Origin of the sequence: uncultured Psychromonas sp., assembly GCF_947489755.1 — a bacterium.
In the GTDB taxonomy this organism is placed as follows: domain Bacteria; phylum Pseudomonadota; class Gammaproteobacteria; order Enterobacterales; family Psychromonadaceae; genus Psychromonas.
Genome location: NZ_CANLFB010000017.1, coordinates 62,217 through 83,656 on the forward strand (window position 1 = coordinate 62,217; position 21,440 = coordinate 83,656).

General features: G+C 38.0%; 21 protein-coding genes and 1 other RNA gene. 14 read left to right on the forward strand and 8 right to left on the reverse strand.

From position 1 onward, the window contains the following. The first annotated feature begins 19 nt into the window (after positions 1-19). The 10 genes from Q0794_RS11080 to Q0794_RS11125 all read left to right on the forward strand — a co-directional run bounded on the left by Q0794_RS11080 (position 20) and on the right by Q0794_RS11125 (position 9,848). Positions 20-250 carry a FeoC-like transcriptional regulator gene (locus Q0794_RS11080; protein ID WP_298941875.1) on the forward strand — a complete coding sequence of 77 codons (231 nt, stop codon included), beginning with the start codon at positions 20-22 and terminating at the stop codon, positions 248-250. Between the two features lie 273 nt (positions 251-523). Continuing rightward, entirely contained in the window at positions 524-1,642 is a 1,119-nt protein-coding gene (locus tag Q0794_RS11085) for a bifunctional tRNA (adenosine(37)-C2)-methyltransferase TrmG/ribosomal RNA large subunit methyltransferase RlmN (protein WP_298941877.1), read from the forward strand. A 143-nt stretch (positions 1,643-1,785) separates the two neighbouring features. After that, entirely contained in the window at positions 1,786-2,568 is a 783-nt protein-coding gene (gene pilW, locus Q0794_RS11090) for a type IV pilus biogenesis/stability protein PilW (RefSeq protein ID WP_298941879.1), read from the forward strand. Further along, positions 2,561-3,226 carry a helix-turn-helix domain-containing protein gene (locus Q0794_RS11095; RefSeq protein ID WP_298941881.1) on the forward strand — a complete coding sequence of 222 codons (666 nt, stop codon included), beginning with the start codon at positions 2,561-2,563 and terminating at the stop codon, positions 3,224-3,226. Before pilW ends, Q0794_RS11095 begins: the two co-directional genes overlap by 8 nt. A gap of 200 nt (positions 3,227-3,426) precedes the next feature. After that, the gene (ispG, locus tag Q0794_RS11100) at positions 3,427-4,536 is read left to right on the forward strand and encodes a flavodoxin-dependent (E)-4-hydroxy-3-methylbut-2-enyl-diphosphate synthase (RefSeq protein ID WP_137297330.1); all 1,110 of its coding nucleotides are present in this window, start codon (positions 3,427-3,429) and stop codon (positions 4,534-4,536) included. 296 nt (positions 4,537-4,832) lie between these two features. Continuing rightward, entirely contained in the window at positions 4,833-6,110 is a 1,278-nt protein-coding gene (hisS, locus tag Q0794_RS11105) for a histidine--tRNA ligase (RefSeq protein ID WP_298941884.1), read from the forward strand. Positions 6,111-6,149: 39 nt separating this feature from the next. Continuing rightward, on the forward strand, positions 6,150-6,830 hold the full coding sequence (locus tag Q0794_RS11110) for a tetratricopeptide repeat protein (protein WP_298941887.1): 681 nt from the start codon (positions 6,150-6,152) through the stop codon (positions 6,828-6,830). A gap of 14 nt (positions 6,831-6,844) precedes the next feature. Then, positions 6,845-8,044 (forward strand): outer membrane protein assembly factor BamB, encoded by a 1,200-nt coding sequence (bamB, locus tag Q0794_RS11115; protein WP_298941888.1) that lies wholly within the window; start codon positions 6,845-6,847, stop codon positions 8,042-8,044. Positions 8,045-8,122: 78 nt separating this feature from the next. Next, positions 8,123-9,598, forward strand: coding sequence for a ribosome biogenesis GTPase Der (gene der, locus Q0794_RS11120; RefSeq protein WP_298941890.1), 1,476 nt, complete (start codon positions 8,123-8,125; stop codon positions 9,596-9,598). Between the two features lies 1 nt (position 9,599). Then, entirely contained in the window at positions 9,600-9,848 is a 249-nt protein-coding gene (locus tag Q0794_RS11125; protein ID WP_298941891.1) for a zinc ribbon domain-containing protein, read from the forward strand. Between the two features lie 196 nt (positions 9,849-10,044). Here Q0794_RS11125 and Q0794_RS11130 read toward each other — a convergent pair whose 3' ends face one another. From Q0794_RS11130 to Q0794_RS11145, 4 genes are read right to left on the reverse strand one after another with little or no spacing between them, the layout of a single operon-like run. Beyond that, positions 10,045-10,638, reverse strand: coding sequence for a BON domain-containing protein (locus tag Q0794_RS11130; protein WP_298941893.1), 594 nt, complete (start codon positions 10,636-10,638; stop codon positions 10,045-10,047). A gap of 8 nt (positions 10,639-10,646) precedes the next feature. Continuing rightward, entirely contained in the window at positions 10,647-11,231 is a 585-nt protein-coding gene (locus tag Q0794_RS11135; protein WP_298941932.1) for an SIS domain-containing protein, read from the reverse strand. 11 nt (positions 11,232-11,242) lie between these two features. After that, positions 11,243-11,611 carry a YraN family protein gene (locus tag Q0794_RS11140; protein ID WP_137297337.1) on the reverse strand — a complete coding sequence of 123 codons (369 nt, stop codon included), beginning with the start codon at positions 11,609-11,611 and terminating at the stop codon, positions 11,243-11,245. After that, a complete protein-coding gene (locus Q0794_RS11145) occupies positions 11,580-13,604 on the reverse strand; it encodes a penicillin-binding protein activator (RefSeq protein ID WP_298941896.1) in 2,025 nt (674 codons plus the stop codon). Before Q0794_RS11145 ends, Q0794_RS11140 begins: the two co-directional genes overlap by 32 nt. A gap of 119 nt (positions 13,605-13,723) precedes the next feature. Between Q0794_RS11145 and rsmI the strand changes: the two genes are divergently transcribed. Further along, the gene (gene rsmI / locus Q0794_RS11150) at positions 13,724-14,584 is read left to right on the forward strand and encodes a 16S rRNA (cytidine(1402)-2'-O)-methyltransferase (RefSeq protein ID WP_298941898.1); all 861 of its coding nucleotides are present in this window, start codon (positions 13,724-13,726) and stop codon (positions 14,582-14,584) included. A 62-nt stretch (positions 14,585-14,646) separates the two neighbouring features. Further along, an RNA gene (gene rnpB / locus Q0794_RS11155) (RNase P RNA component class A) lies at positions 14,647-15,020 on the forward strand. Between the two features lie 714 nt (positions 15,021-15,734). On the opposite strand, the gene Q0794_RS11160 is transcribed toward rnpB, so the two are convergent. The 4 genes from Q0794_RS11160 to Q0794_RS11175 form a co-directional block, all read right to left on the reverse strand. Then, positions 15,735-17,066, reverse strand: a complete 1,332-nt coding sequence (locus tag Q0794_RS11160) for an esterase-like activity of phytase family protein (protein WP_298941900.1) — start codon at positions 17,064-17,066, stop codon at positions 15,735-15,737. Positions 17,067-17,383: 317 nt separating this feature from the next. Beyond that, the gene (locus Q0794_RS11165) at positions 17,384-18,115 is read right to left on the reverse strand and encodes an anti-sigma factor (RefSeq protein ID WP_298941902.1); all 732 of its coding nucleotides are present in this window, start codon (positions 18,113-18,115) and stop codon (positions 17,384-17,386) included. Continuing rightward, a complete protein-coding gene (locus Q0794_RS11170) occupies positions 18,112-18,684 on the reverse strand; it encodes a sigma-70 family RNA polymerase sigma factor (RefSeq protein ID WP_298941903.1) in 573 nt (190 codons plus the stop codon). The genes Q0794_RS11165 and Q0794_RS11170 overlap by 4 nt, the downstream gene beginning before the upstream one ends. Before the next feature lie 105 nt (positions 18,685-18,789). After that, on the reverse strand, positions 18,790-19,341 hold the full coding sequence (locus tag Q0794_RS11175) for a DUF3455 domain-containing protein (protein ID WP_298941905.1): 552 nt from the start codon (positions 19,339-19,341) through the stop codon (positions 18,790-18,792). A gap of 448 nt (positions 19,342-19,789) precedes the next feature. Here Q0794_RS11175 and Q0794_RS11180 point away from each other — a divergent pair, with 448 nt between their 5' ends. Together Q0794_RS11180 and Q0794_RS11185 are read left to right on the forward strand one after the other, a co-directional pair. Then, positions 19,790-21,199 carry a ferredoxin reductase family protein gene (locus Q0794_RS11180; protein WP_298941907.1) on the forward strand — a complete coding sequence of 470 codons (1,410 nt, stop codon included), beginning with the start codon at positions 19,790-19,792 and terminating at the stop codon, positions 21,197-21,199. A gap of 24 nt (positions 21,200-21,223) precedes the next feature. Then, the gene (locus tag Q0794_RS11185; protein ID WP_298941909.1) at positions 21,224-21,439 is read left to right on the forward strand and encodes a ferredoxin family protein; all 216 of its coding nucleotides are present in this window, start codon (positions 21,224-21,226) and stop codon (positions 21,437-21,439) included. The last annotated feature ends 1 nt before the right edge of the window (position 21,440 follow it).

Below are 21,440 nucleotides of genomic sequence, written 5' to 3' on the forward strand. Positions count from 1 at the left end.
AGAAAGTAGGGAGCAAAGCATGATATTGAAACGTTTATCTACTTATATACAAACACAGCAACGTGTAGATGAAGTCACTTTATTAACACATTTTCATTTAAAGCAAAATGGGCTTGCTCCGATGATTGAAATGCTTATTCGTTCTGGGCATGTACAAAAAACAGTAAGCAGTCGTGGTGATCGATTACCTGCACTTGTTTTTTATAGTTGGCAGCAAAATCAAGTGATACCAATGACTGTCTTATTATAGAGCGTTTGCTATCAGTAACTCGTTAGCAATAAAATATGATGTATTAAATCATCATTAAACTTTAGTCACTTATAGGTAATGAAATCGTTCGTTAAATGAACTATTATTAACCCTTATATCGCCTTATCGTTGAAAATACCCTTAAACAACAAATACCTGATGTAATAACTTACTCGGGTATTTTTTTAGTTCAAATTTGTGACTAGCATCGTCTACTCATAATATGTACAATCCACACCCAATTTATACCGAATCAGTCCAGTCGAGGCACCAATGAGTCAGAAAAAAGTAAACCTGTTAGATTTAAACCGTCAAGGTTTGCAAGATTTTTTCACAGAAATGGGTGAGAAACCGTTTCGTACTAAGCAGGTCATGAAATGGATTTACCATTTTGGCTGTGAAGACTTTGATCAAATGACTGATCTCAACAAAGCACTACGTGAAAAGCTTAAGCAACGTGCAGAAATAGTGGCACCTGAAATAAAAGTTGAACAACGCAGTGAAGACGGCACCATTAAATGGGCGATGACGGTAGGTAATCAAGAAGTTGAAACTGTTTATATCCCTGAAAAAGAGCGTGCAACTTTATGTGTATCTTCACAAGTTGGTTGTGCTTTAGCGTGTGATTTCTGTTCAACAGCGCAACAAGGTTTTAACCGTAACCTAACCGTGTCTGAAATTATTGGGCAAGTATGGCGTGCTGCTAAAATCATTGGCGTAATGGGTGAAAGTGGAACTCGTCCGATTACTAATGTGGTGATGATGGGAATGGGTGAACCTTTACTTAATCTAAATAATGTCGTTCCAGCAATGGAATTAATGTTGGATGATTTAGGTTATGCACTTTCTAAACGTCGTGTCACATTATCAACGTCGGGTGTTGTACCTGCTTTAGATATCTTAGGTGACAAAATTGACGTGGCTTTAGCGATTTCATTACATGCACCTAATGACGAACTGCGCTCTAAAATGATGCCAATCAATGATAAATATAATATTGCTGATTTCTTAGCAGGCGTAAAACGTTATATTAGTAAATCAAATGCTAACCGTGGCAAAGTGACGATTGAATATTTATTACTCGATCATGTTAATGATTCAACAGATCAAGCACATGAATTAGCACATCTATTAAAAGATACGCCGTGTAAAATCAACTTAATACCGTTTAATCCGTTCCCAGGTAATGATTACACTAAACCAAGTAATAGCCGTGTAGACCGATTCAATAAAGTGTTAATGGAATACGGTTACACTGTTATTGTTCGTAAAACGCGTGGCGATGATATTGATGCGGCTTGTGGTCAATTGGTCGGTGATGTTATTGACCGAACAAAACGTACGATGAATAAACGTCAACATGGTGAAAATATCAGCGTTCAACAGAGCTAAATAAGTTAAAAGTTAACACTGTTCTTGTGCTTTAAGCGCAAAGTTCAAGAACAGTTAAAAAAAACATGCATCAAGTATCAAGTTACTTCACAATAGGATACTTAAATAAGTTTCCTGTACGGCTTTTAGTTTATGAGGAATGTATGCGTTTTATATTTGTAGCTTTAATTTCTGTTTTCTTTATCTCTGCTTGTGTCTCAAGTGAAACCACCACTATAGTAAATAGCCCCGGTGGTAAAAAAATGGCCTTTGACCCTCAAGGTGCTTCTGATACACGTGTTAAGCTAGCGTTGCTTTATTTAGAAAATAAGCAAATGCAACAAGCCAAAGAAAACCTCGATACCGCTTTAAAATACCAACCTGATAGTGCCAAAGTTCATCGTATATTTGCTTATTACTACGAAAAAGTGAATGAAAATGAGAAAGCAGAAGAATTCTACAAAGAGTCTTTATCATTAGATGCTGACAACGGCGATACCAATCATAATTATGCCACTTTCTTATGTGGTCAAGGCCAATATGACAAAGCAGAAACATTTTTCTTAAAAGCTATTTCTGCACCGAACTATACGCGTGTGGCTCGGTCTTATGCTAATGCAGGGATTTGTGCTGAAAAAGCCAACCATAATGAAAAAGCTATTTTTTATTATGGTTATGCCTTATCGCATAGTCCTAACAGCAATGAAATAAACTTATCATTAGCAAAATTAAATATTACTGAAAAGAATTACCCAACGGCCATACTTAACTTATTTGCTTTTCAAAAAGATTCAAAACCGACAGCGGAAAGTTTATGGCAATGGATTCGTTTGAGTTATGCTACAGATAAGAAGAGCAGTTTATCTCGCTATTCTAATCAACTTTTACAACAGTTCCCAGAATCTGAGCAAGCTTTAAATTTCTTAACGAATAAATATTATGACTGAGCAAACTATGCCTATAACTGAACATGATACGCCTACAACGGAACATGATACGTCTGCAACGGAACATGAAACTACACTAGGGAAGGTACTACAAGAACATCGTTTAGCGGCTAATTTTTCCGTTGATGAACTTGCACTTAAACTTAATTTAAAAGCGACCGTTATCAAAGATATTGAAAATAATTTAGCACAATTGATTGAAGAAAAAGTCTATCCACTGATCTACTTGCGTGGTTATTTAGCCAATTATAGTAAAGTGGTGCATTTATCAAATCTCCAATCATTCCCTGAATATCAAAAATTAAGCCGTCCAGCTAAATCTGTTAATACATTAAGTAATCCTTATATTTTGACGAATAATAAAAAATCATCAAATAAGTTTGCTTGGTTTATTTTATTATTATTTATTGGTGGTATTGCAACGACTATTTATTATTGGGAAAATGTGACCGCTTCATTGTTTCCCCAAGCCGTTGTCGATACAGAAAACATCCACATGCGTTTACCTGAACCTGGTGAAAATAGCTTTATCGATGAAGATAACCAATTGGCAGGTAGTCAAGCAATAGAAACGCCGTTAGATGAAAGCCAAGTAATTGATAGCCAGGAAGAGATTGTTCCTACTGAGACATCAACGGAAGCTGACGCAACACTTTAATAAATCAGTTAAGACTTGCAGGCACTTATTAATTTAACTTAAAATTATATTACTAATAAAAATTCTAAGTTAGATTAAGTATTGTTAGTAAAGCATTTGTAGAAAGAGTGAATGCGAGTCATGTCCTCATCTCAATTTATTGAAATGATTGATTTATCAAAATCGTGTAATAACCTTTAACTTTTTTAAGAGTAAATATAATGAGCCATACCTCTTCGATTATACGCCGCGAATCTAAACAGATCATGGTGGGCAATGTCCCTGTGGGTGGTGGTGCGCCAATTACCGTTCAATCAATGACCAATACATTAACCACTGATGTTGCTGCTACCGTTGCACAAATCAAACGTTTAGAAGCTGTTGGTGCAGATATGGTCCGTATTTCAGTACCGACTATGAATGCTGCTGAAGCATTCCGTGAAATTAAAAAACAATGCAACATCCCACTTATCGCTGATATCCATTTTGATTATCGCATTGCTTTAAAAGTAGCTGAGTACGGTGTGGATTGTTTACGTATTAATCCAGGTAATATCGGTAATGAGCAACGTATTCGTAGCGTTGTTGATTGCGCTCGCCACAATAATATTCCCATCCGAATTGGTGTTAATGGCGGGTCATTAGAAGCGGATATTCAAGAAAAATACGGTGAACCGACAGCACAAGCACTAGTTGATTCAGCGTTACGTCATGTCGATATACTAGATCGTTTGAACTTTGAACAATTTAAAGTCAGTGTTAAAGCATCTGATGCATTATTAGCGGTAGAGTCTTACCAGTTATTAGCGAAACAAATTATTCAACCGTTACATTTAGGTATTACCGAAGCAGGGGGCTTACGCAGTGGTAGTGTTAAATCTGCTGTGGGTCTTGGTTTGTTATTGTCACAAGGTATTGGTGATACATTACGTGTTTCATTAGCGGCTGATCCCGTTGAAGAAATTAAAGTCGGTTTTGATATCCTAAAATCGCTGCGTATTCGTAGCCGTGGTATTAACTTTATTGCTTGTCCAACTTGTTCTCGTCAAGAGTTCGATGTAATTGCCACTGTTAACGCATTAGAAGAACGTCTTGAAGATGTTGTTATGCCAATGGATGTGTCAATTATTGGTTGTGTTGTTAATGGGCCCGGTGAAGCATTAGTGTCAGATATTGGTATTACTGGCGGTAAAAATAAAAGTGGATTTTATGAAGACGGTACTCGTCAACGAGATCGCTTTGATAACGATAACGTGATTGATCAGTTAGAAGCAAAAATCCGAGCACGTATTAGCCGTAGTGATGAAAGCCAAATTATTGTAAAAGGTTAACTTTTAAAGTTAATTGAATACAAATATTTCATCTTTGGTTTAATACGATTTTAGATTAAGCGTCAGTCAATAAAAATGAAAGAATACATTAAAGTAGCTGTTAACCACTGCTTTAATCGAAAATACTAAGATAAGCCCAAATGTTTTTGATATTTGGGCTTTTTATTACCCTTAAAACAAGCAAAGCCGAGTTGCATTGTTCCATCTAGCAACAAACTTCCTTATAATGAATCTCAATTTTATTATGAATACATTTCGAATGTATTTTTATTCATCGACAGAATTCGGAAATCATTGTGGCAAAGAAGATACAAGCTATTCGTGGTATGAACGATACCCTTCCTGAACAAACCCCAGTTTGGCAGAAATTAGAATCGTTAATTAGACAAACAGTCAGCAGTTACGGCTATTCTGAAATTCGTATGCCAATTGTAGAAAGTACACATCTATTCAAACGTTCAATTGGTGAAGTGACTGATATCGTTGAAAAAGAAATGTACACTTTTGAAGATCGTAACGGTGACAGTTTAACCTTACGTCCAGAAGGGACCGCATCATGTGTCCGTGCAGGCAACGAACATGGTTTATTGTATAACCAAGAACGTAGAATGTGGTATATCGGACCTATGTTCCGTCATGAGCGCCCACAAAAAGGCCGTTACCGTCAATTCCATCAAGTAGGCATTGAAACATTTGGTATCGCTAGTGCAGATATCGATGCAGAAGTTATTTTACTCTCTGCTCGTTTATGGAAAGCGCTAGGCATTCAAGATCATGTTGAACTGCAATTAAACTCGTTAGGTAGCAATGAAGAGCGTAATGCTTATAAAGCGAAGTTAGTTGAATTTTTACAATTGCATGAAGATAAGTTAGATGATGACAGTAAACGTCGTATGTTAACTAACCCATTACGTGTGCTAGACAGTAAAAATGAAGCCGTTCAAGCAATCTTAGAAGATGCACCGAAACTATCTGATTATTTTGGTGACGAAACAGCAGAGCATTTTGCAAAAGTGCAAGCCTATTTAGATGCCGCTGGCGTTAAATACGTGATTAACGAACGTATTGTACGTGGTTTAGATTACTATAATCGCACCGTTTTTGAATGGGTAACATCGAGCTTAGGTTCACAAGGTACTATTTGTGCTGGTGGACGTTACGATGGCTTAGTGGAACAACTAGGCGGTAAAGCAACACCCGCCGTTGGTTTTGCAATGGGCTTAGAGCGTATTATTTTAATGCTTGAAACCTTAGAATTGAACGACGATGTTAAAGGTGATGTTGATATTTACAGTATTTTAGTTGGCGAAGGTACAGATATTGCAGGATTTAAAGCATCAGAACTGATTCGTGACCAACTACCGCATTTGAAAATGATGCATCACTGTGGTGCTGGTAACTTTAAAAAACAAATGAAACGTGCCGATAAAAGTGGCGCTTCAGTTGCTTTAATTATAGGTGAAAGTGAGTTAGAGAGTGGCTCTGTCACAATTAAAGACTTACATGGAAATTCAGAGCAACAAACCGTTGCAATTGACAGCTTAGTTAAGGTACTACCTACCTACTTTGCATAAAGCATATTCATCAAATAACAGATTAAGTAAGGAACACACGTGGTTGATATTATTGAAGGTTATGAAACAGAAGAACAACAAGTTGATGCAATTAAAAAATGGTGGAGCGACAACGGAACGATGCTTGTCGTGGGCGCTGTTATTGGCTTAGCTGGTTTATGGGGATGGCGTTATTACGGTGAAACCGTGTCAACAAGCCAAGAGCAAGCATCTACTGAATTTGCGCAAGTATTAGCTAAATATGATGCAAAAGGTGAAGAACACAGCACCACAGAAATGCAAACGTTTATTGCAGACAATGAAGGCAATAGCTACGCAACATTAGCGGCTATGTTATTAGCGAAAGAAGCAGTTCAAGCAGGTGATTTTGCATTAGCAAAAACACAATTAACTGATTTATTAGCAAGCAATGAATATGCACCATTAAACCCTGTTATAGAGTTACGTCTAGCGCGTGTCAATGCAGAGTTAGGTGATTACGATGCTGCTTTGACCACATTAAACAACATTACAGAAGAAGGCTTTTTAGTAAAAGCTAACCAAAGTAAAGGCGCTGTTTACTTAAAACAAGGCAACATTGAGTCTGCTCGTACTTCATTCCAAGCTGCCGTTGATGCAAGTGAAGGTCGTGTTGATCCTATCTTACAATTACAGTTAGATGATCTAGCCATTGCTAAAGCAAATGTTGCTCCTGCTCCTAAGTTAGATGCCGCTCAATAAACTGAGATAATATAATGATTAAATGGATTAAAAATATAACTGTCATTGCTAGCAGCGCTTTAATCTTAAGTGGTTGTTCTATTTTCAGTAGTGAAGAAGACGTCGTTAAAATGGCGGAATTGCCAGAGTTTCAAGCAACGTATAAACCTGTCATAGCATGGTCAACAAGTATTGGTAGTGGTGTGGATAAGTATTACTCACAACTTCAACCTGCTGTTGATGAAAAAGCAGTTTATGTTGCCGCCCGTGATGGAGAAGTGAAAGCGGTTTCTGTTAAAAAGGGTAAAAAACTATGGTCAATTGACCTAGACGACCATGAACTTAACGTTACTAATCGTTCTGCTCGTTTGTCGGGTGGAATTGGTTTAGGATTCGATACTCTTTATATTGGCACTGAAAATGCGCAAGTTTTTGCATTAAATGCAGAAAATGGTGATATCAAATGGGTAAGCAAAGTCTCTGGTGAGGTGATTGCCCAACCTGTTTACGATAATGGTTTTGTTGTTATTCATACGTCTCGTGGTGATCTAACCGCGTTAGATAGCAGCACCGGTGAAGAAGTTTGGACGTTAGCAAATGCACAACCAAAATTAACATTGCGCGGCAGTGCAACACCTAGTGTGTCACAAGGTGGTATTATTTACGGTCGAGCTGATGGTTATGTTTCTGCTGCTTTATTAGAGTCTGGTCAGCCATTATGGCAGATCCCTGTCGCAAGACCTTATGGTGCAACTGAATTAGATCGTTTAGCCGATGCTGATATGAAACCAATTGTTGTGAACGGTATCGTTTACGCACTCGCTTACAATGGTAATTTAGTGGCGATAGACCTATTGAAAGGTCAACAGCTATGGTCTAAAAAATACGCAGGCTATAACGATATTAGCGTGTCAGGACGTGATATTTTCTTAACCGATTATCGTGGTTATGTCTTTGCGGTAAACCGTGATGATGGTGAACAACGTTGGGTTAACAAAGAGTTAGCTTACCGTAATGTTACGGGTGTTACTGTTGCAAATGATTTCATCGTTGTTGGCGATGCAGAAGGCTATTTACATTGGATTGACCGTGAAACAGGTCAGTTTGTTGCGCAACAAGAGTTAGACTCTGATGGGCTATACATAGAGCCTATTGCAACCTCTACTCACCTTTATTTACAAACACGCAGTGGTGATTTAATCGCCATTGAAAAACCGATATTAAATGTAGAATAATTTAATTCGTTTTTACGCTATACTGTAGCCCCTTGCTGTGCATGGGGCTTTTTTAGTTTTATAGGATATACAAAATTTATGTTACCAGTCATCGCTTTAGTAGGTCGCCCTAATGTAGGTAAATCTACTCTTTTCAATCGTTTAACGCGCACCCGAGATGCGATAGTTGCCGATTTCCCCGGTTTAACGCGTGACCGTAAATATGGTCAGGCTAAAATTGAAGAGCTTGAATTTATTGTTATTGATACCGGCGGTATTGAAGGCGATGAAAAGGGCATTGATGCCTTAATGGCTGAGCAATCATTGATTGCAATTGAAGAAGCCGATGCTGTTTTATTCCTCGTTGATGCTCGTGCTGGATTAACCGTAGCCGATCAAGCCATTGCTGCTCACTTGCGCAAGCAAAATAAAAACATCATGGTAGTTGCGAATAAAACCGATGGTATTGATGCAGATTCCGTTTGTGGTGAGTTTTATGCGTTAGCACTTGGTGAGGTTTACCACATTGCTGCAGCTCACGGTAAAGGTGTGCGTCAAATGATTGATGCGGCACTAGAAGAATTCCAAGAAGAAAATCCAGTTACAGACGAAGTAGACGAATATGAATTCGCACTCGATCATGACGACGAAGACGAAGATAAAATCGCGGAAGAACAAGCTCGTTTAGCGGCTTTACCGATTAAACTTGCGTTAATTGGCCGTCCGAACGTAGGTAAATCAACACTGACTAACCGTATTTTAGGTGAAGAGCGTGTACTCGTATTCGATATGCCTGGTACTACGCGTGACAGCGTTTATATTCCGATGGAACGTGATGGCCGTCAATATGTATTAATTGATACTGCGGGTGTTCGTAAGCGTAAAAAAGTAAGTGAAACCGTTGAAAAATTCTCAGTTATTAAAACCTTAAAAGCGATCGAAGATTCAAACGTAGTGCTATTAATTATTGATGCACGCGATGGTATTTCAGATCAAGACTTAAGCCTACTAGGTTATACCCTAAACTCTGGTCGTTCATTAGTAATTGCAGTGAACAAATGGGATGGCATGACTGAGTATGATAAAGAGCGTGTTAAAACAGAATTAGATCGCCGTTTAGGCTTTATCGATTTTGCTAAAATTCACTTTATCTCAGCATTACATGGTACAGGTGTGGGTCATTTATTTGAATCAGTAGATGAAGCTTACACCTCTTCAACTAAACGTATTTCAACAGCAATGTTGACACGTATTATGGGTATGGCGACAGACGACCATGAGCCACCAATGGTTGGCGCTCGTCGTGTGAAATTACGTTACGCGCATGCAGGTGGTTACAATCCACCATTAATCGTTATTCATGGGAACCAAGTTAAAAAATTAGCTGATTCTTATAAACGTTATTTAATGAACTACTTCCGTCGTACATTAGAGATTATGGGGACGCCGATCCGCATCGAGTTTAGAGAAGGGACTAACCCATTTGAAGGTCGTCGTAACAAATTAACGCCGCATCAAATGTATAAACGTCAACGTTTACTACGTAACTACGCTAACAGTAAAAATAAAAAGTAATATGCAATTACTTTGCACTGATTGCCAATCAGAATTACAACGCAGTGGTGAATTAAAACGCCACTGTTTGAATTGTAATAGTGATTTCATTGTTCATGTTGATTGTGCTGAGTGTCATCAGCCATTACAGCGCTTAAAAGCGTGCGGAGCAGTGAGTTTTTGGTGTGAGCAGTGCAATGAGTTAAAAAGTAAATCTACGGCTGTTTATTGCCTTGTGAAGCAGAATGTCAGTAAGCAGGATGTTAGGTAGATGTTTAATGGATTTACAATGTTTGCTTATAAGCTTTGAGCATAAAGTTAAAGCGATTATAAAATTATTACAGATACAAAAATGATAGATGTAAAAAAGGAGTGATTTAACACTCCTTTTTTGTGTCTTGCTTATACCGAATTTTAATACTTGCTGATATAAGTTAGCGTGAATCAGCTAATGGTATTCTGTTGTTTTATGAGTCTGTTGTTTTCACTGGAGTGATTTCAAAGACCCTAATAACTTGTTGAACCCCTTCCACATTACTCGTCACTTCAGTAGCAAAATCAGACATTTCTTGTGTCACTTGACCAATTAAAAATACCTCACCATTTTCAGTCACTACTTTAATCTTCAAAGGATTAATTTTGTCATGACTGGTTAATTGGCTTTTTACTTTTGTAGTTAACCAACTATCTTTAGTCTTTTGCACAAGTCCAATGGGTTTACTAACACGTAATTGATTATAAACACCCACGACACCAGGTACATTATTTAACTCGTTTTCAATGACGTTACTATTCGCTTGTGTATCGACTTGGCCAACCAATAATAAATAACTATTATTAGCGATAATATTAATACGGATATTGTCGTTATAAGCTTTTGAAGCAATTACTGCATCAATCGCTTTTTCAGACAGGTCGTCATCTTTTACTAATTGAGAAATACTACGTTCATCGCTGCTTACTGCTACTGCGGTACCTGCGGCTACAATTAAACCGCCAGCGCAACCTTGTAGCACAAAAGTAGATAATAAAATCGAAAATACATAAGGCTTCAGCGTCATAATTTATCCTAATATTGTGGAAATAGTTGTTGGTCGATCAGGTCACTTAGGCAGTTTACTACTAACATGTGAATCTCTTCAATTCGTGCACCTTTATCACTTGGCGCTCGAATTTCAATATCATCTGCACCTAATAAACCTGCAATTTCACCGCCATCAACACCAGTCATTGCAATAATTTGTATATTTTTACTTAATGCGGTTTCTACCGCTTTGACCATATTACGGCTATTCCCACCGTGGCTGATTGTAATTAATACATCACCCGGTTGTGCTAATGCTGAAATCTGACGTGCATATATTTGGTCAAAATGGCTGTCACTGGCAATCGCAGACACTAACGATGAATCAGACGTAATTGCGATGGCAGGTAAAGCAGGGCGGTCTGTTTCATATTTATTCAGTAAATGAGAAGCAAATATCTGTGCGAGTCCCGCAGCGCCGCCATTACCGCAAATAAGCAACTTATGGCCATTGATTAAACAATCTTTAAGTAATAGAGCCGCTGCTTCTATTTGCTCTGGTAGGGCTTCTGCTGCAACAATCTTAGTTTGAATGCTCTCTGCAAAGTGAGCTTGAATTTTTTCATTAATCATGTGACATGTTACTCTTGAAATGCATCTTGTATCCATTGTGGCTGTGTTGTTTTTTCGCTGATAGCAACGACATCAAAACGACAATAAGGCTCATTATCTAATTGCGATAAATAATGTTTTGCCGTTTTAATTAATTTCTTTTGTTTTTGTAGTGTAACCGATGCTGTTGCACCACCATAGTCTTGATTTTTGCGGTATCTTACTTCAATAAACACTAACGTGTCATCATCAGACATGATTAAATCTATTTCACCAAATCGACAATAAAAATTTTGACAGACAAGCAACAAACCTTGCGCCTTTAAAAACGCTAAAGCTTGTTGCTCATATTGAACACCAATAGAGTTACTGGCTTGAAATAGGCGAGGTAGCTTCAACTAAATTACCATCCTGAAACGTTGCCCAACTTAACTTACTTTTAATGGTATTGCGCGCATCCAATGTTATTTCACCCACTAACCCTTGATAGTTATAACCTTCAATCACTTCTAATAGCTTTAATTGTTCAATTAAGCTGTAGCTGTCATTACCTAATGCAAATAGGCGTAAAGTACTAAGGCGCTGTCTTGGCCATGCCGATTGTACTTTTTCATTCATTTCTGTTTTATCTTCCAGTAAAAAAGCAACGTCAGAGAAGGTAATACCCGTTAACTCTTTATCTTGAGTATTCGTGAAGTCCTTCACATGGCTACGCGAACTTGCATATAAAGGAATCTCTTTTGCAAATGGACTAATAGCGACCGACATAAACGGTTTAATGAACATTAATTGCTTACGTTTACTGATAATGTAAATCGCATCAACATCGGCACGACTTCTAATTTCTGTTTCTAACTTTCTACCTAAAACAGTTTGCATTTGACTGTTACGCTCTTTGCTTTTGTCCGTTTGCAATGCAGTAGCAAGGAACTTCGCATAGTCTGTCTTTTTAGAGAAAAAGTGCGTTTCAGCAGGGTACAGCTCAACACCATTACCAGATGCTTGTTGTGAACGACTTAATTCTTTCCAACGTGCTTCAAAAGCGGCTGATGTTCTACGACCAAAGTCTGAGTTTGGTGCAAATAACAAAGGTTTTTTGTGCTTGTCTTGGAAAATCATTTCAGCAGCTTGTTCAGCTTCACCTTCAGGTGAAAGTGGGAAAGCATAATGAATCGATGACGTTGCACTACCATCTTCAGTAGGGAAACTATTCAGCGCGAGTACTGGAATATCTTTAACTAACGGTAATAACGCTTTTAGATTCGGTTTCAATAAAGGACCAATTACAAAGTCGATATGTTGGCTATGCAGTTGAGTTGCAATTTCTTGCATGGTCATTGTATTGGTATCAAGGAATAAAATATGAGGAGGAGCAGTAATAAAGCCTCTATCAATGATTCTATTATTAGACACTTGGCTGCCATCTTGTACATCACCTTCAATGGTGATCACACTTGAGTTACTTACGCCGCTTTCCTGCTCTACCTGTGATTGCTTTTGGGCTTCAGCTTGGTTATAAAATGCATAACTAATACCGTATTGTATTGCTTGAGCTGGTTTCTTGAATCGACCGGTTAAAGGTAATAACACCGCAATTTTAGAAGGTTGGTATGGCGTAGCTTCTTCAAGGTTAAGTAATTGCGACGGCATAAATGCTAATGCAAGGTGAGTTGGATAAAGTAGTTTCCAAGCATCAACACCACGTATTAATTGATTAGTACGCAATTGATAACGGTGATAAACACTCGCTAGTGCATACCAGCCTTGTTTGAAATTATCGTTATCAGTTGTTGATGATACTTTGTCTACGTTATTTAAAACATCAGTATCTAACATGTTCAACTGGGTTAATAGTAGATCATTGTACCGCTGTTTTTGCTCATTATTTGTTAATATAGGTGCTAATAAAAATAAGGTGTCAGCGGCTGCCTGATGTTCTTTATTACGTACATGCAGATCTGTTTTTAACTTTAAATAATGTAATTTAGCTTCTTTTGAAAGCACACTCATATCAATACTTTTAACAGAAACCATCGCTTTATCTAATTGGTTTTGTGCGTATTGGTTATCAGCTATCAATAAAGTGAGGTGATTTTTTTGTTGAGTATTTAAGGTTTTGTTTTGTAAGTACTCAATAACTGAATCTGCTAGAACATATTTACTTTCCTTAGTAAGCGCTTGTATCGCTGCTAATTGCCACTCAGTATTTTTAGGTTCTTTTACAATCTCAGCTCTTTGTAATAAATATTCTGCTGTTTCGTAAAAGTTAGTAAAAAGAGTCGGTGCATTTTTTTTATCTTGTCCTACTCCAGAACAAGCGGAAATAAGCATAATGCTCAGTGCCATGAAAGAAAAATGGATAGCTCTTTTATATATATTTGCAATGGTCAAATTTTTGTCCTTTTTAATCAAACTAATTCAAGATAAGTTTTCAGATAGGTATCAAGATGCCTATAGTGTAATATTGCAGCCTTAGTTAAACAATCCTTAACACTTTAATAGAGTCAAATATGTCTGAAAAAAATCAATTAAATAACGAAATAAGTGCAAAATTGTATATTGTCGCCACTCCTTTGGGCAATATCGGTGATATTACTTACCGTGCAGTCGAAATATTAAAAAACGTTGATTTAATTGCAGCAGAAGATACTCGCCATAGTGGTAAGTTATTAAGCTACTACCAAATCAGTAAACCCACTTTCCCACTTCATGACCATAACGAGCGTCAACGTGGTAGCGTATTGATTGAAAAAATCAAAGCAGGGCAATCGGTTGCACTGATCTCAGATGCAGGCACGCCATTAATTAGTGATCCCGGTTATCATTTAGTTAATGAATGCCGTGAAGCAGGTGTCGATGTTGTTCCTGTACCAGGAGCATGTGCTGCAATTACGGCACTTTCTGCTGCTGGTTTACCTTCAGACCGTTTTTCTTTCGAAGGGTTCTTGCCAGTGAAAGAAAAAGCTAAAACAGAAAAATTAACCGCCTTAGCTGAAGAAACACAAACGATGATTTTTTATGAGTCTCCTCGTCGCATGCAGGATACAGTAAAACATATAATAAATATCATGGGAGCTGAAAGAAAATTAGTCGTTGCGCGTGAATTAACTAAATTATTTGAATCTTTTTACGTCTTACCCGCAGGTGAAATGTTGGCATGGCTGCAACAAGATACCAATCATTGTCGAGGTGAGTTTGTATTAATGGTAGCTGGTGCCAGTAAAAACGAAGATGCCTTATCAGTAGAAGCCATTAAAACGCTGACATTATTGAAAAAAGAGTTACCCCTTAAGAAAGCGGCTGCGATAACTGCTGAAATACATCACCTTAAGAAAAATGATTTATATAAATGGGGACTAGAGAACTTATAATTCTTTTCTCGTATCATTGCAAAGCGCTTGTTATCTATAATGGTTTCCGTATAATCCGCCGCGGAGTTGGCTAGATCGTCGCCGCTTTTATAATTTAGATAGCTTGCTATCTAGGGAATAAGAGGGGAGGAAAGTCCGGGCTTCAGAGGGCAGGGTGCCAGGTAACGCCTGGGTAGCGCGAGCTAACGACAAGTGCAGCAGAGAGGAGACCGCCTGCTAATTTATTAGTAGGTAAGGGTGAAAGGGTGCGGTAAGAGCGCACCGGCTAGTGGGTAATCATTAGTGCAAGGTAAACTCCACCCGAAGCAAAACCAAATAGGCTTCCTGAGGCATGGCCCATGCTGGAAGCGGGTAGGTTGCTTGAGCCTGTGAGTGATTGCAGGCCTAGACGAATGACGATTCACGACAGAACCCGGCTTATCGGCCAACTCCAACCATTCTAGCCCCTAGTTTATGCAAATAAGCTAGGGGCTTTTTCGTTTTTAGCTTTTCAGTTTAATATTTAAATCACTTGGTGATTGCAGGGCATTTACATACGTACGCGAATGGCGATATATGACAGAGCCCTGTTTATCGACCAACTCCAACCATTTTAGCCCCTAGTTTATGCAAATAAGCTAGGGGCTTTTTCGTTTTTAGCTTTTCAGTTTAATATTTAAATCACTTGGTGATTGCAGGGCATTTACAGACGTACGCGAATGACAATACACGGTAGAGCTCAGTCTATCGGCCAACTCCAACCATTCTAGACCCTGTTTACTTTATGTGAACAGGGTCTTTTTGTTTATAGGGTTTCAATTTAATATTTAAATCACTTGGTGATTTCAGGGCATTTACAGACGTACGCGAATGGCGATATATGACAGAGCCCAGTTTATTCGCTAACTCCAACCATTCTAGATCCTGTTTACTTTATGTGAACAGGATCTTTTTCGTTTATAGGGTTTTAGTTTTATATTTAAATCACTTGGTGATTGCAGGGCATTTACAGACGTACGCGAGTGACTATACGCGGCAGAGCTCAGTCTATCAGCCAACTCCAACCGTTTTAGCCCCTGTTTACTTTAATGTAAGCTGGGGCTTTTTCGTTTGTGGTGTTTAGCGTTATTTTACGATGATAGGTTATTAATTGGTTTACAATAAAATAATATTATTTCGCTTTGAGAAAGTCTGCTACCTCTAATAGAATAAATTCATTATCATCTGCTCGCCCTTTTTGGCGGCCAACTGAAAAAGGATAATTATTGTCGTTGGCGATAATAATAGTGTTTTCATCTACACGGTCAACATCTTCAATCGTCACAAATGGAAAACTAAAAATGCCCTCTATCGTCCCTCGAGGTGCAATTCCATCGGGATCTTTAATCTTCATTAAATCGATGTATGCAATTTTACGCAATACATCATTTTCATCCTTATCTCGTAAATCAATGAGGTAAACCCGTTTAAACTGAGCTGGGTTTGATGCCCAACCTTCACGTACATCACCTTGACCGCTATCACGCTCAATAATTAAGGCTCTGTTTTCATTAATCATATTGAAATCACCAATAGCGTGGTTGGCATCTTCTAACGGATAATAACGAACAGTATCTAACCACTGCTGTTGTTGATTGTTAAAGGCCAAAATACGAAGAACTGGGTGACCATTGATGGTTTCTGATTTTAAAGTTTTAGCATCTACCATAGGTTTTTCTAGCAGAGGGTAAAGTGTTTTCCCGTCTTTTGAGATGGCCATCCCTTCAAAGCCACCAGAACGTTTAGTGTTTATTTTAGGTGCAGTTTCGTTTGGATTAGCAGGTTTAACAAATGCATTATCAGGAGAAATATACGACATATTATCTATTTTAGTTGCAACAACATTTTGAATAACGCCTAACTTATTTGTTTTGATTAACCATGGTCCAAACTCATCACCAAACCAATAACCGTCATCAACGGGTTGAATCGACTCTATATCGAAATCCTCTCCCGTTAAATAACGCTGCTCGCTTGTTTCATCTGTTATTGGAAAGGGTACTTTATTATTTGGATCTGATAAAAAAGTTGTTTTATTAACGACAACACGGCCTGTTTCCCACCTTACTTCAACTTCATGAAACATTAACATCGCATCAGCCGAGTTTGCTTTTGTGCCGAAGCCGTTGTCTGTTAATACTAGAAACTTATTATCACCAAGCGATTTGATACCTGAAAAACCTTGTAGTGGTTGACCTGGAAATGGTCTAGCTAAATCTGTTGCATCATCATAGATACTATAAGGTATATCTGAACGATGATTATCTTTCGATGTAAAGCGTCCTGATTGGTTAAAATAATCCGCTGCATTGCTAGGTGGAAGAATAAATGACTGTGCAGATAGTTGAGCATGTGTTTTAAGAGTTGCTTCGTATTCCGTTGCAACTTTACTTTTATTGTCGGCAAAAGCGATAGGAGCTGCGGTCAGGGTTGTTAATGCGAGTGCAATAGATAAGCGTAACATGGGCTATTCCTTTAGAGTTAGTACAATCAAATACTGTTAATTTCATATGAGAATATAGCCATCGTATGATGCTAATATGACAAAAAAATGAAATTTAAAAGGAAAGTCAGTTGATTAATTCATTGAATATAATTGCATATATTCAATGAATTATTTTAGTGGTATTTGTAAATAGCACTTCAAAGCAATTACCCTTTAAATGTATGTATATCGGTATACTGATGAAGTTGATTTTGAATTGGCGCTAATTATTTATAGGGGCTTATAATATTTAGCCTCAGTCGATTTTACTTCCACTGAGGCTTCATCCATCGTGCTTACATCGATATACCACGGCCAATCGAGGTGATTGGGCCTGTTGGTTTGCCTGTCGATGATCCCATTTCATCTTCTATTGTTAATTCAAATAGTTGATTTTCTGTCAGTGCTGGTAGCTTGTTAATATCTATATTAAGCGTTTCGCCTTTTTTGACTAAACCTAATGATATCGGCGCATCCCAACCTTCCGCTTTTGTCCAGAACTGTAACGCTTTGCCCTCTGGTATTTCCACTGCACCTAATGGCACTAGTTGCATTTGATTCGTGTGACTGGTTTGTATTACCCAACCTGGTGTTTTGTTTTCTGGCTGTACTAATACGGCGATGTAAGTCGGTTCGCTCAGCATCGGTTCAACCGTTTGCAGTTTAAACCCTAATACCATGGCTAACACAAGACAAGCCATTGAGATGCCGCGCCATAACACGAGGTTTTGCCAAAAAGAAGTGAAGGTATTTGCCGTTATTTTCTCTGTTTGTGTCGGTTGTTTTTCAAGTTCATCAAGGCTACGTTCAATACGTGCAGATAAAGGCTGTGGCGCTGCTATTGGCGCTAAGTTATCAGTAATCGATAAAAAATGGTTTTGCCATTGATTCACGGATTTTTGTAATTCAACACTGTCAGCTAACTGAAGCTCAAAAGCGTTTCGTTCTTCTGGCGAGAGCGTACCAAGGACATATTGTCCTGCTAAATCCTCATCTATATCAGGAGTTTTTTGTGTCTTTTTATTCATTGTAAACACTCCTTTAAAGCATTCAGACTTCGCTTGATCCATGATTTGACAGTGCCTAGTGGCTTATCAATCAATGTAGCAATTTCTTGTTGTGTGTAACCGTCAACATAAGCGTGTAATACGCATAATTTACGCTCTGGCTCTAAGTGCTCTAAACAGGTTTGTAGAGACGCTTGTGCAAGGTGATCGTCTGCTAACTCAGTCATATTATCTGGTTGTTCTGCTGAGGCTAAAACTTGGTTATCACATAGGTCGAGTAGAAAATCTGGCTCAGCTAATACTTGGCGATGAGTATGTTTCAATGCATTTAACGCTAAATTACGCGTTAACGTATATACCCAACCACGGGCAGAGCCAAGCTCTTGGTGGTAGGTGTCTGCCTTTTTCCAAATCTTAATAAAAGCATCATGTACTACGTCTTCGGATAACGGACGGTTTTTCAAAATACGCATAACCACAGTGAGTAGTCTTGATGCCTCTTGTTCATACAATTGCATCAAAGCATGTCGATCGCCTTTTGCGCAATGTTGTAGAACACCTTCATAATCAAATCCAGTTGATGATGACAAATGATTTCCTTAATCCAAAAAAAGCCCAGTATAAGTCACTAGGCATCTTAAGGTATTAAACTCGCTTATTCTAGAAAATAGTTTTTCAAAGATGAAAGCTGTCGTTTATTTTGCTTTCCAGAATAAGTATTCGCCTGAGTAGTTAACCACTACTTTATGTCCTGTTTTGTCTATGTTACAGCCTGTTGCTGGTGCTGCACCGCCACTTAAATTAATACGTTGTACATAAGCGACATCTTTTAATGCACCCGGACGAGCTGACTCATTCGCTTTTACTAATTGCATTGGAATACTGCCTTTAGCTGAAGGAGAAACGGCTAGCTGCGTACCAGTAATTGATGAACCATCAAGAGATTCCCATGTTGCTGGAGGACCAAAGTAAGACACTAAATGATTGCCCTTATTGTCACTTAAAATAGCGCGTGGACCTGCAAATGCCCATTTTGCTTCTGTTTTATTGGTTGCATCTACTCTACATTCCCACGTGATATTGCCTTTTGCCATCGTAAACATAGCGACTTCATGTCCTGCTGGAACGCGTACTTCACTCGGTAATTTATCTTGAGAAAAAGTGCCTGCATAAGATTGAGTTGCTGCTGCCATTAAAAGTGAAGCTGCAGTCATTTTTAGACCTTTCAACATGTATTGATTTTTCATTGTTATTTCCCTATTAATTGATAGATTTTTGAATGTGCAAAACAGTCGATTTGCTACTGTTAATAGGTACTACAATCGAGAATGCATTTTGGATGCAAAAAAGAATAAATAAATTTTATTTAAATTTGGTCGACCTTAAAACATCTAATAAAACCCTATAACTTATCCAGCGTTTCTGGCGTTTAATGCTTATTAGTTATTTCATGCTTTGTTATTCAATTCTTCTCTGCGACGATGATGAGCTCTATCATTTCCACTCTTTCTCTATAGCGGCAAGTAACGAGAGGGGAGCTGAAGGGGCTTTTATTGATTTAAATCATTCTTTCATCTGAAATATGCCATTTTGGAGTATCTTTTAAAAAAGTGAAATATTTTTAACCTGACATTAACCACTTTTATTTTACGGTTTAGTTGTTTTGAAAAATACGACTATACAGTGGAGTGAAAGATGATGACGCAAACAGCACTATCTTCTAAATTAGAGGCTAAGTTAAAGGCTCGGTTTCAATTTAAATTTCCTAAAAAATATAAACTATCTTTCGGTTATCTTATTTTATTAATCGTTCCTTTTTGTATTGCACAAATGCTCGATATGGACACAAAAACGGTGTATGCCCAAGTATTAACTATTATTAATTTGCTGGCAATAATGGCCTTTTTTATTCAGTTTCCGCTTGGCAGTCGGCTTAAACAATTCCCTATTTTTACTCATATAGATTGGAGTGTTGAACGTCATAAGAAGGTAGGAAAGTGGCTTGGTATTGTTTTTCTGTTTCATCCAATACTTATTCTTGCTCCTCGTTTTTTATTTTCTTATAACGATGGTGTTAAGAGTCTTATTGAAGTGATTACTGCACCACCAATGCTGACTGGGCTCATTGCTTGGGGGGTATTGATTGCTTGGGTATGCTTTTCTGTTTATAAAAATAAACTGCCTATTCGTTATGAAACATGGCGTTTGGCGCACTTAATTGGCTTTGTCGCTATTACTATTTTAGCAACATTGCATATTACGACCATTGGCAGCCATGGACAATTTCAATCTAATTTTAATATTTTATGGTGGGTTTTATGTTCATTCTCATTAGCAATGGTTGTTTATAATTACCTAGTTAAACCTACTCGACTCAAACGCCAACCTTTCACCTTAAATAGTATTACTAAAATCAGTAGCCATGATTGGCAAGTTACTATTGAACAAAAGTCAGGTGCTAATTTCTATTTCGAACCGGGTCAGTTTGTTTGGTTAAACACGAGTAAGTCACTTCATGGTGTTAGTGAGCATCCTTTTTCTATTGCATCTGGTAAACAAGATTTACCGCGTTTGTCTTTTATTATTAGAGAGCTTGGAGATTACACATCAAGTCTTGGTAACCTGATTGAAGGGCAAGCGGTTTATATTGATGGCCCTTACGGTAGCATGAGCCTTAACGATAGTAATCAATCTACAGGGATTATGCTTATTGCTGGTGGCGCTGGCCTTGGTCCTATCTTAAGCCTATTACGAGGCTTGGCTGCACAAAACGACACGCGCCCAATTCGACTCCTTTATGGTAATAACCTTTTGTCTCAAATGGCATTAGTCGATCAAATAAAAGGCTATGAAACACAACTCTCTCATTTCAAATTACAGCTCATTTGTCAGGAGGAAACGATTGACCCTAATCAAGTTAACCAACCTATCTATCAAGGAATTATTGATAAGCAGATTATCGAAAAGAATGTTGATCTTTGCGCTATTAATAACTGGTCTGTGTACCTTTGTGGTCCCAAACCAATGATTAATAGTGTTAATAAGAGCCTTAAGGAACTTGGCGTTAAACAATCCCATATTCATTATGAACAGTTATCGTTTTAATTAAGTTTTAAAAGGAAAAATACCATGCCAATCCATGAAATTTCCGGGTGTATAGGGTGTAAAACCTGCGTTGAAACCTGTCCAACAGACGTTATACAGTTTGATCACGTTAACCAACGTGCTTATATCGCCTATGCTGAAGATTGCCAAATCTGTCATTTATGTCGCTTATATTGCCCTGTAGATGCCATTACTATTAATTCAGAAAAATCCATCCCGGTGATGGTGTCTTGGAGATAAA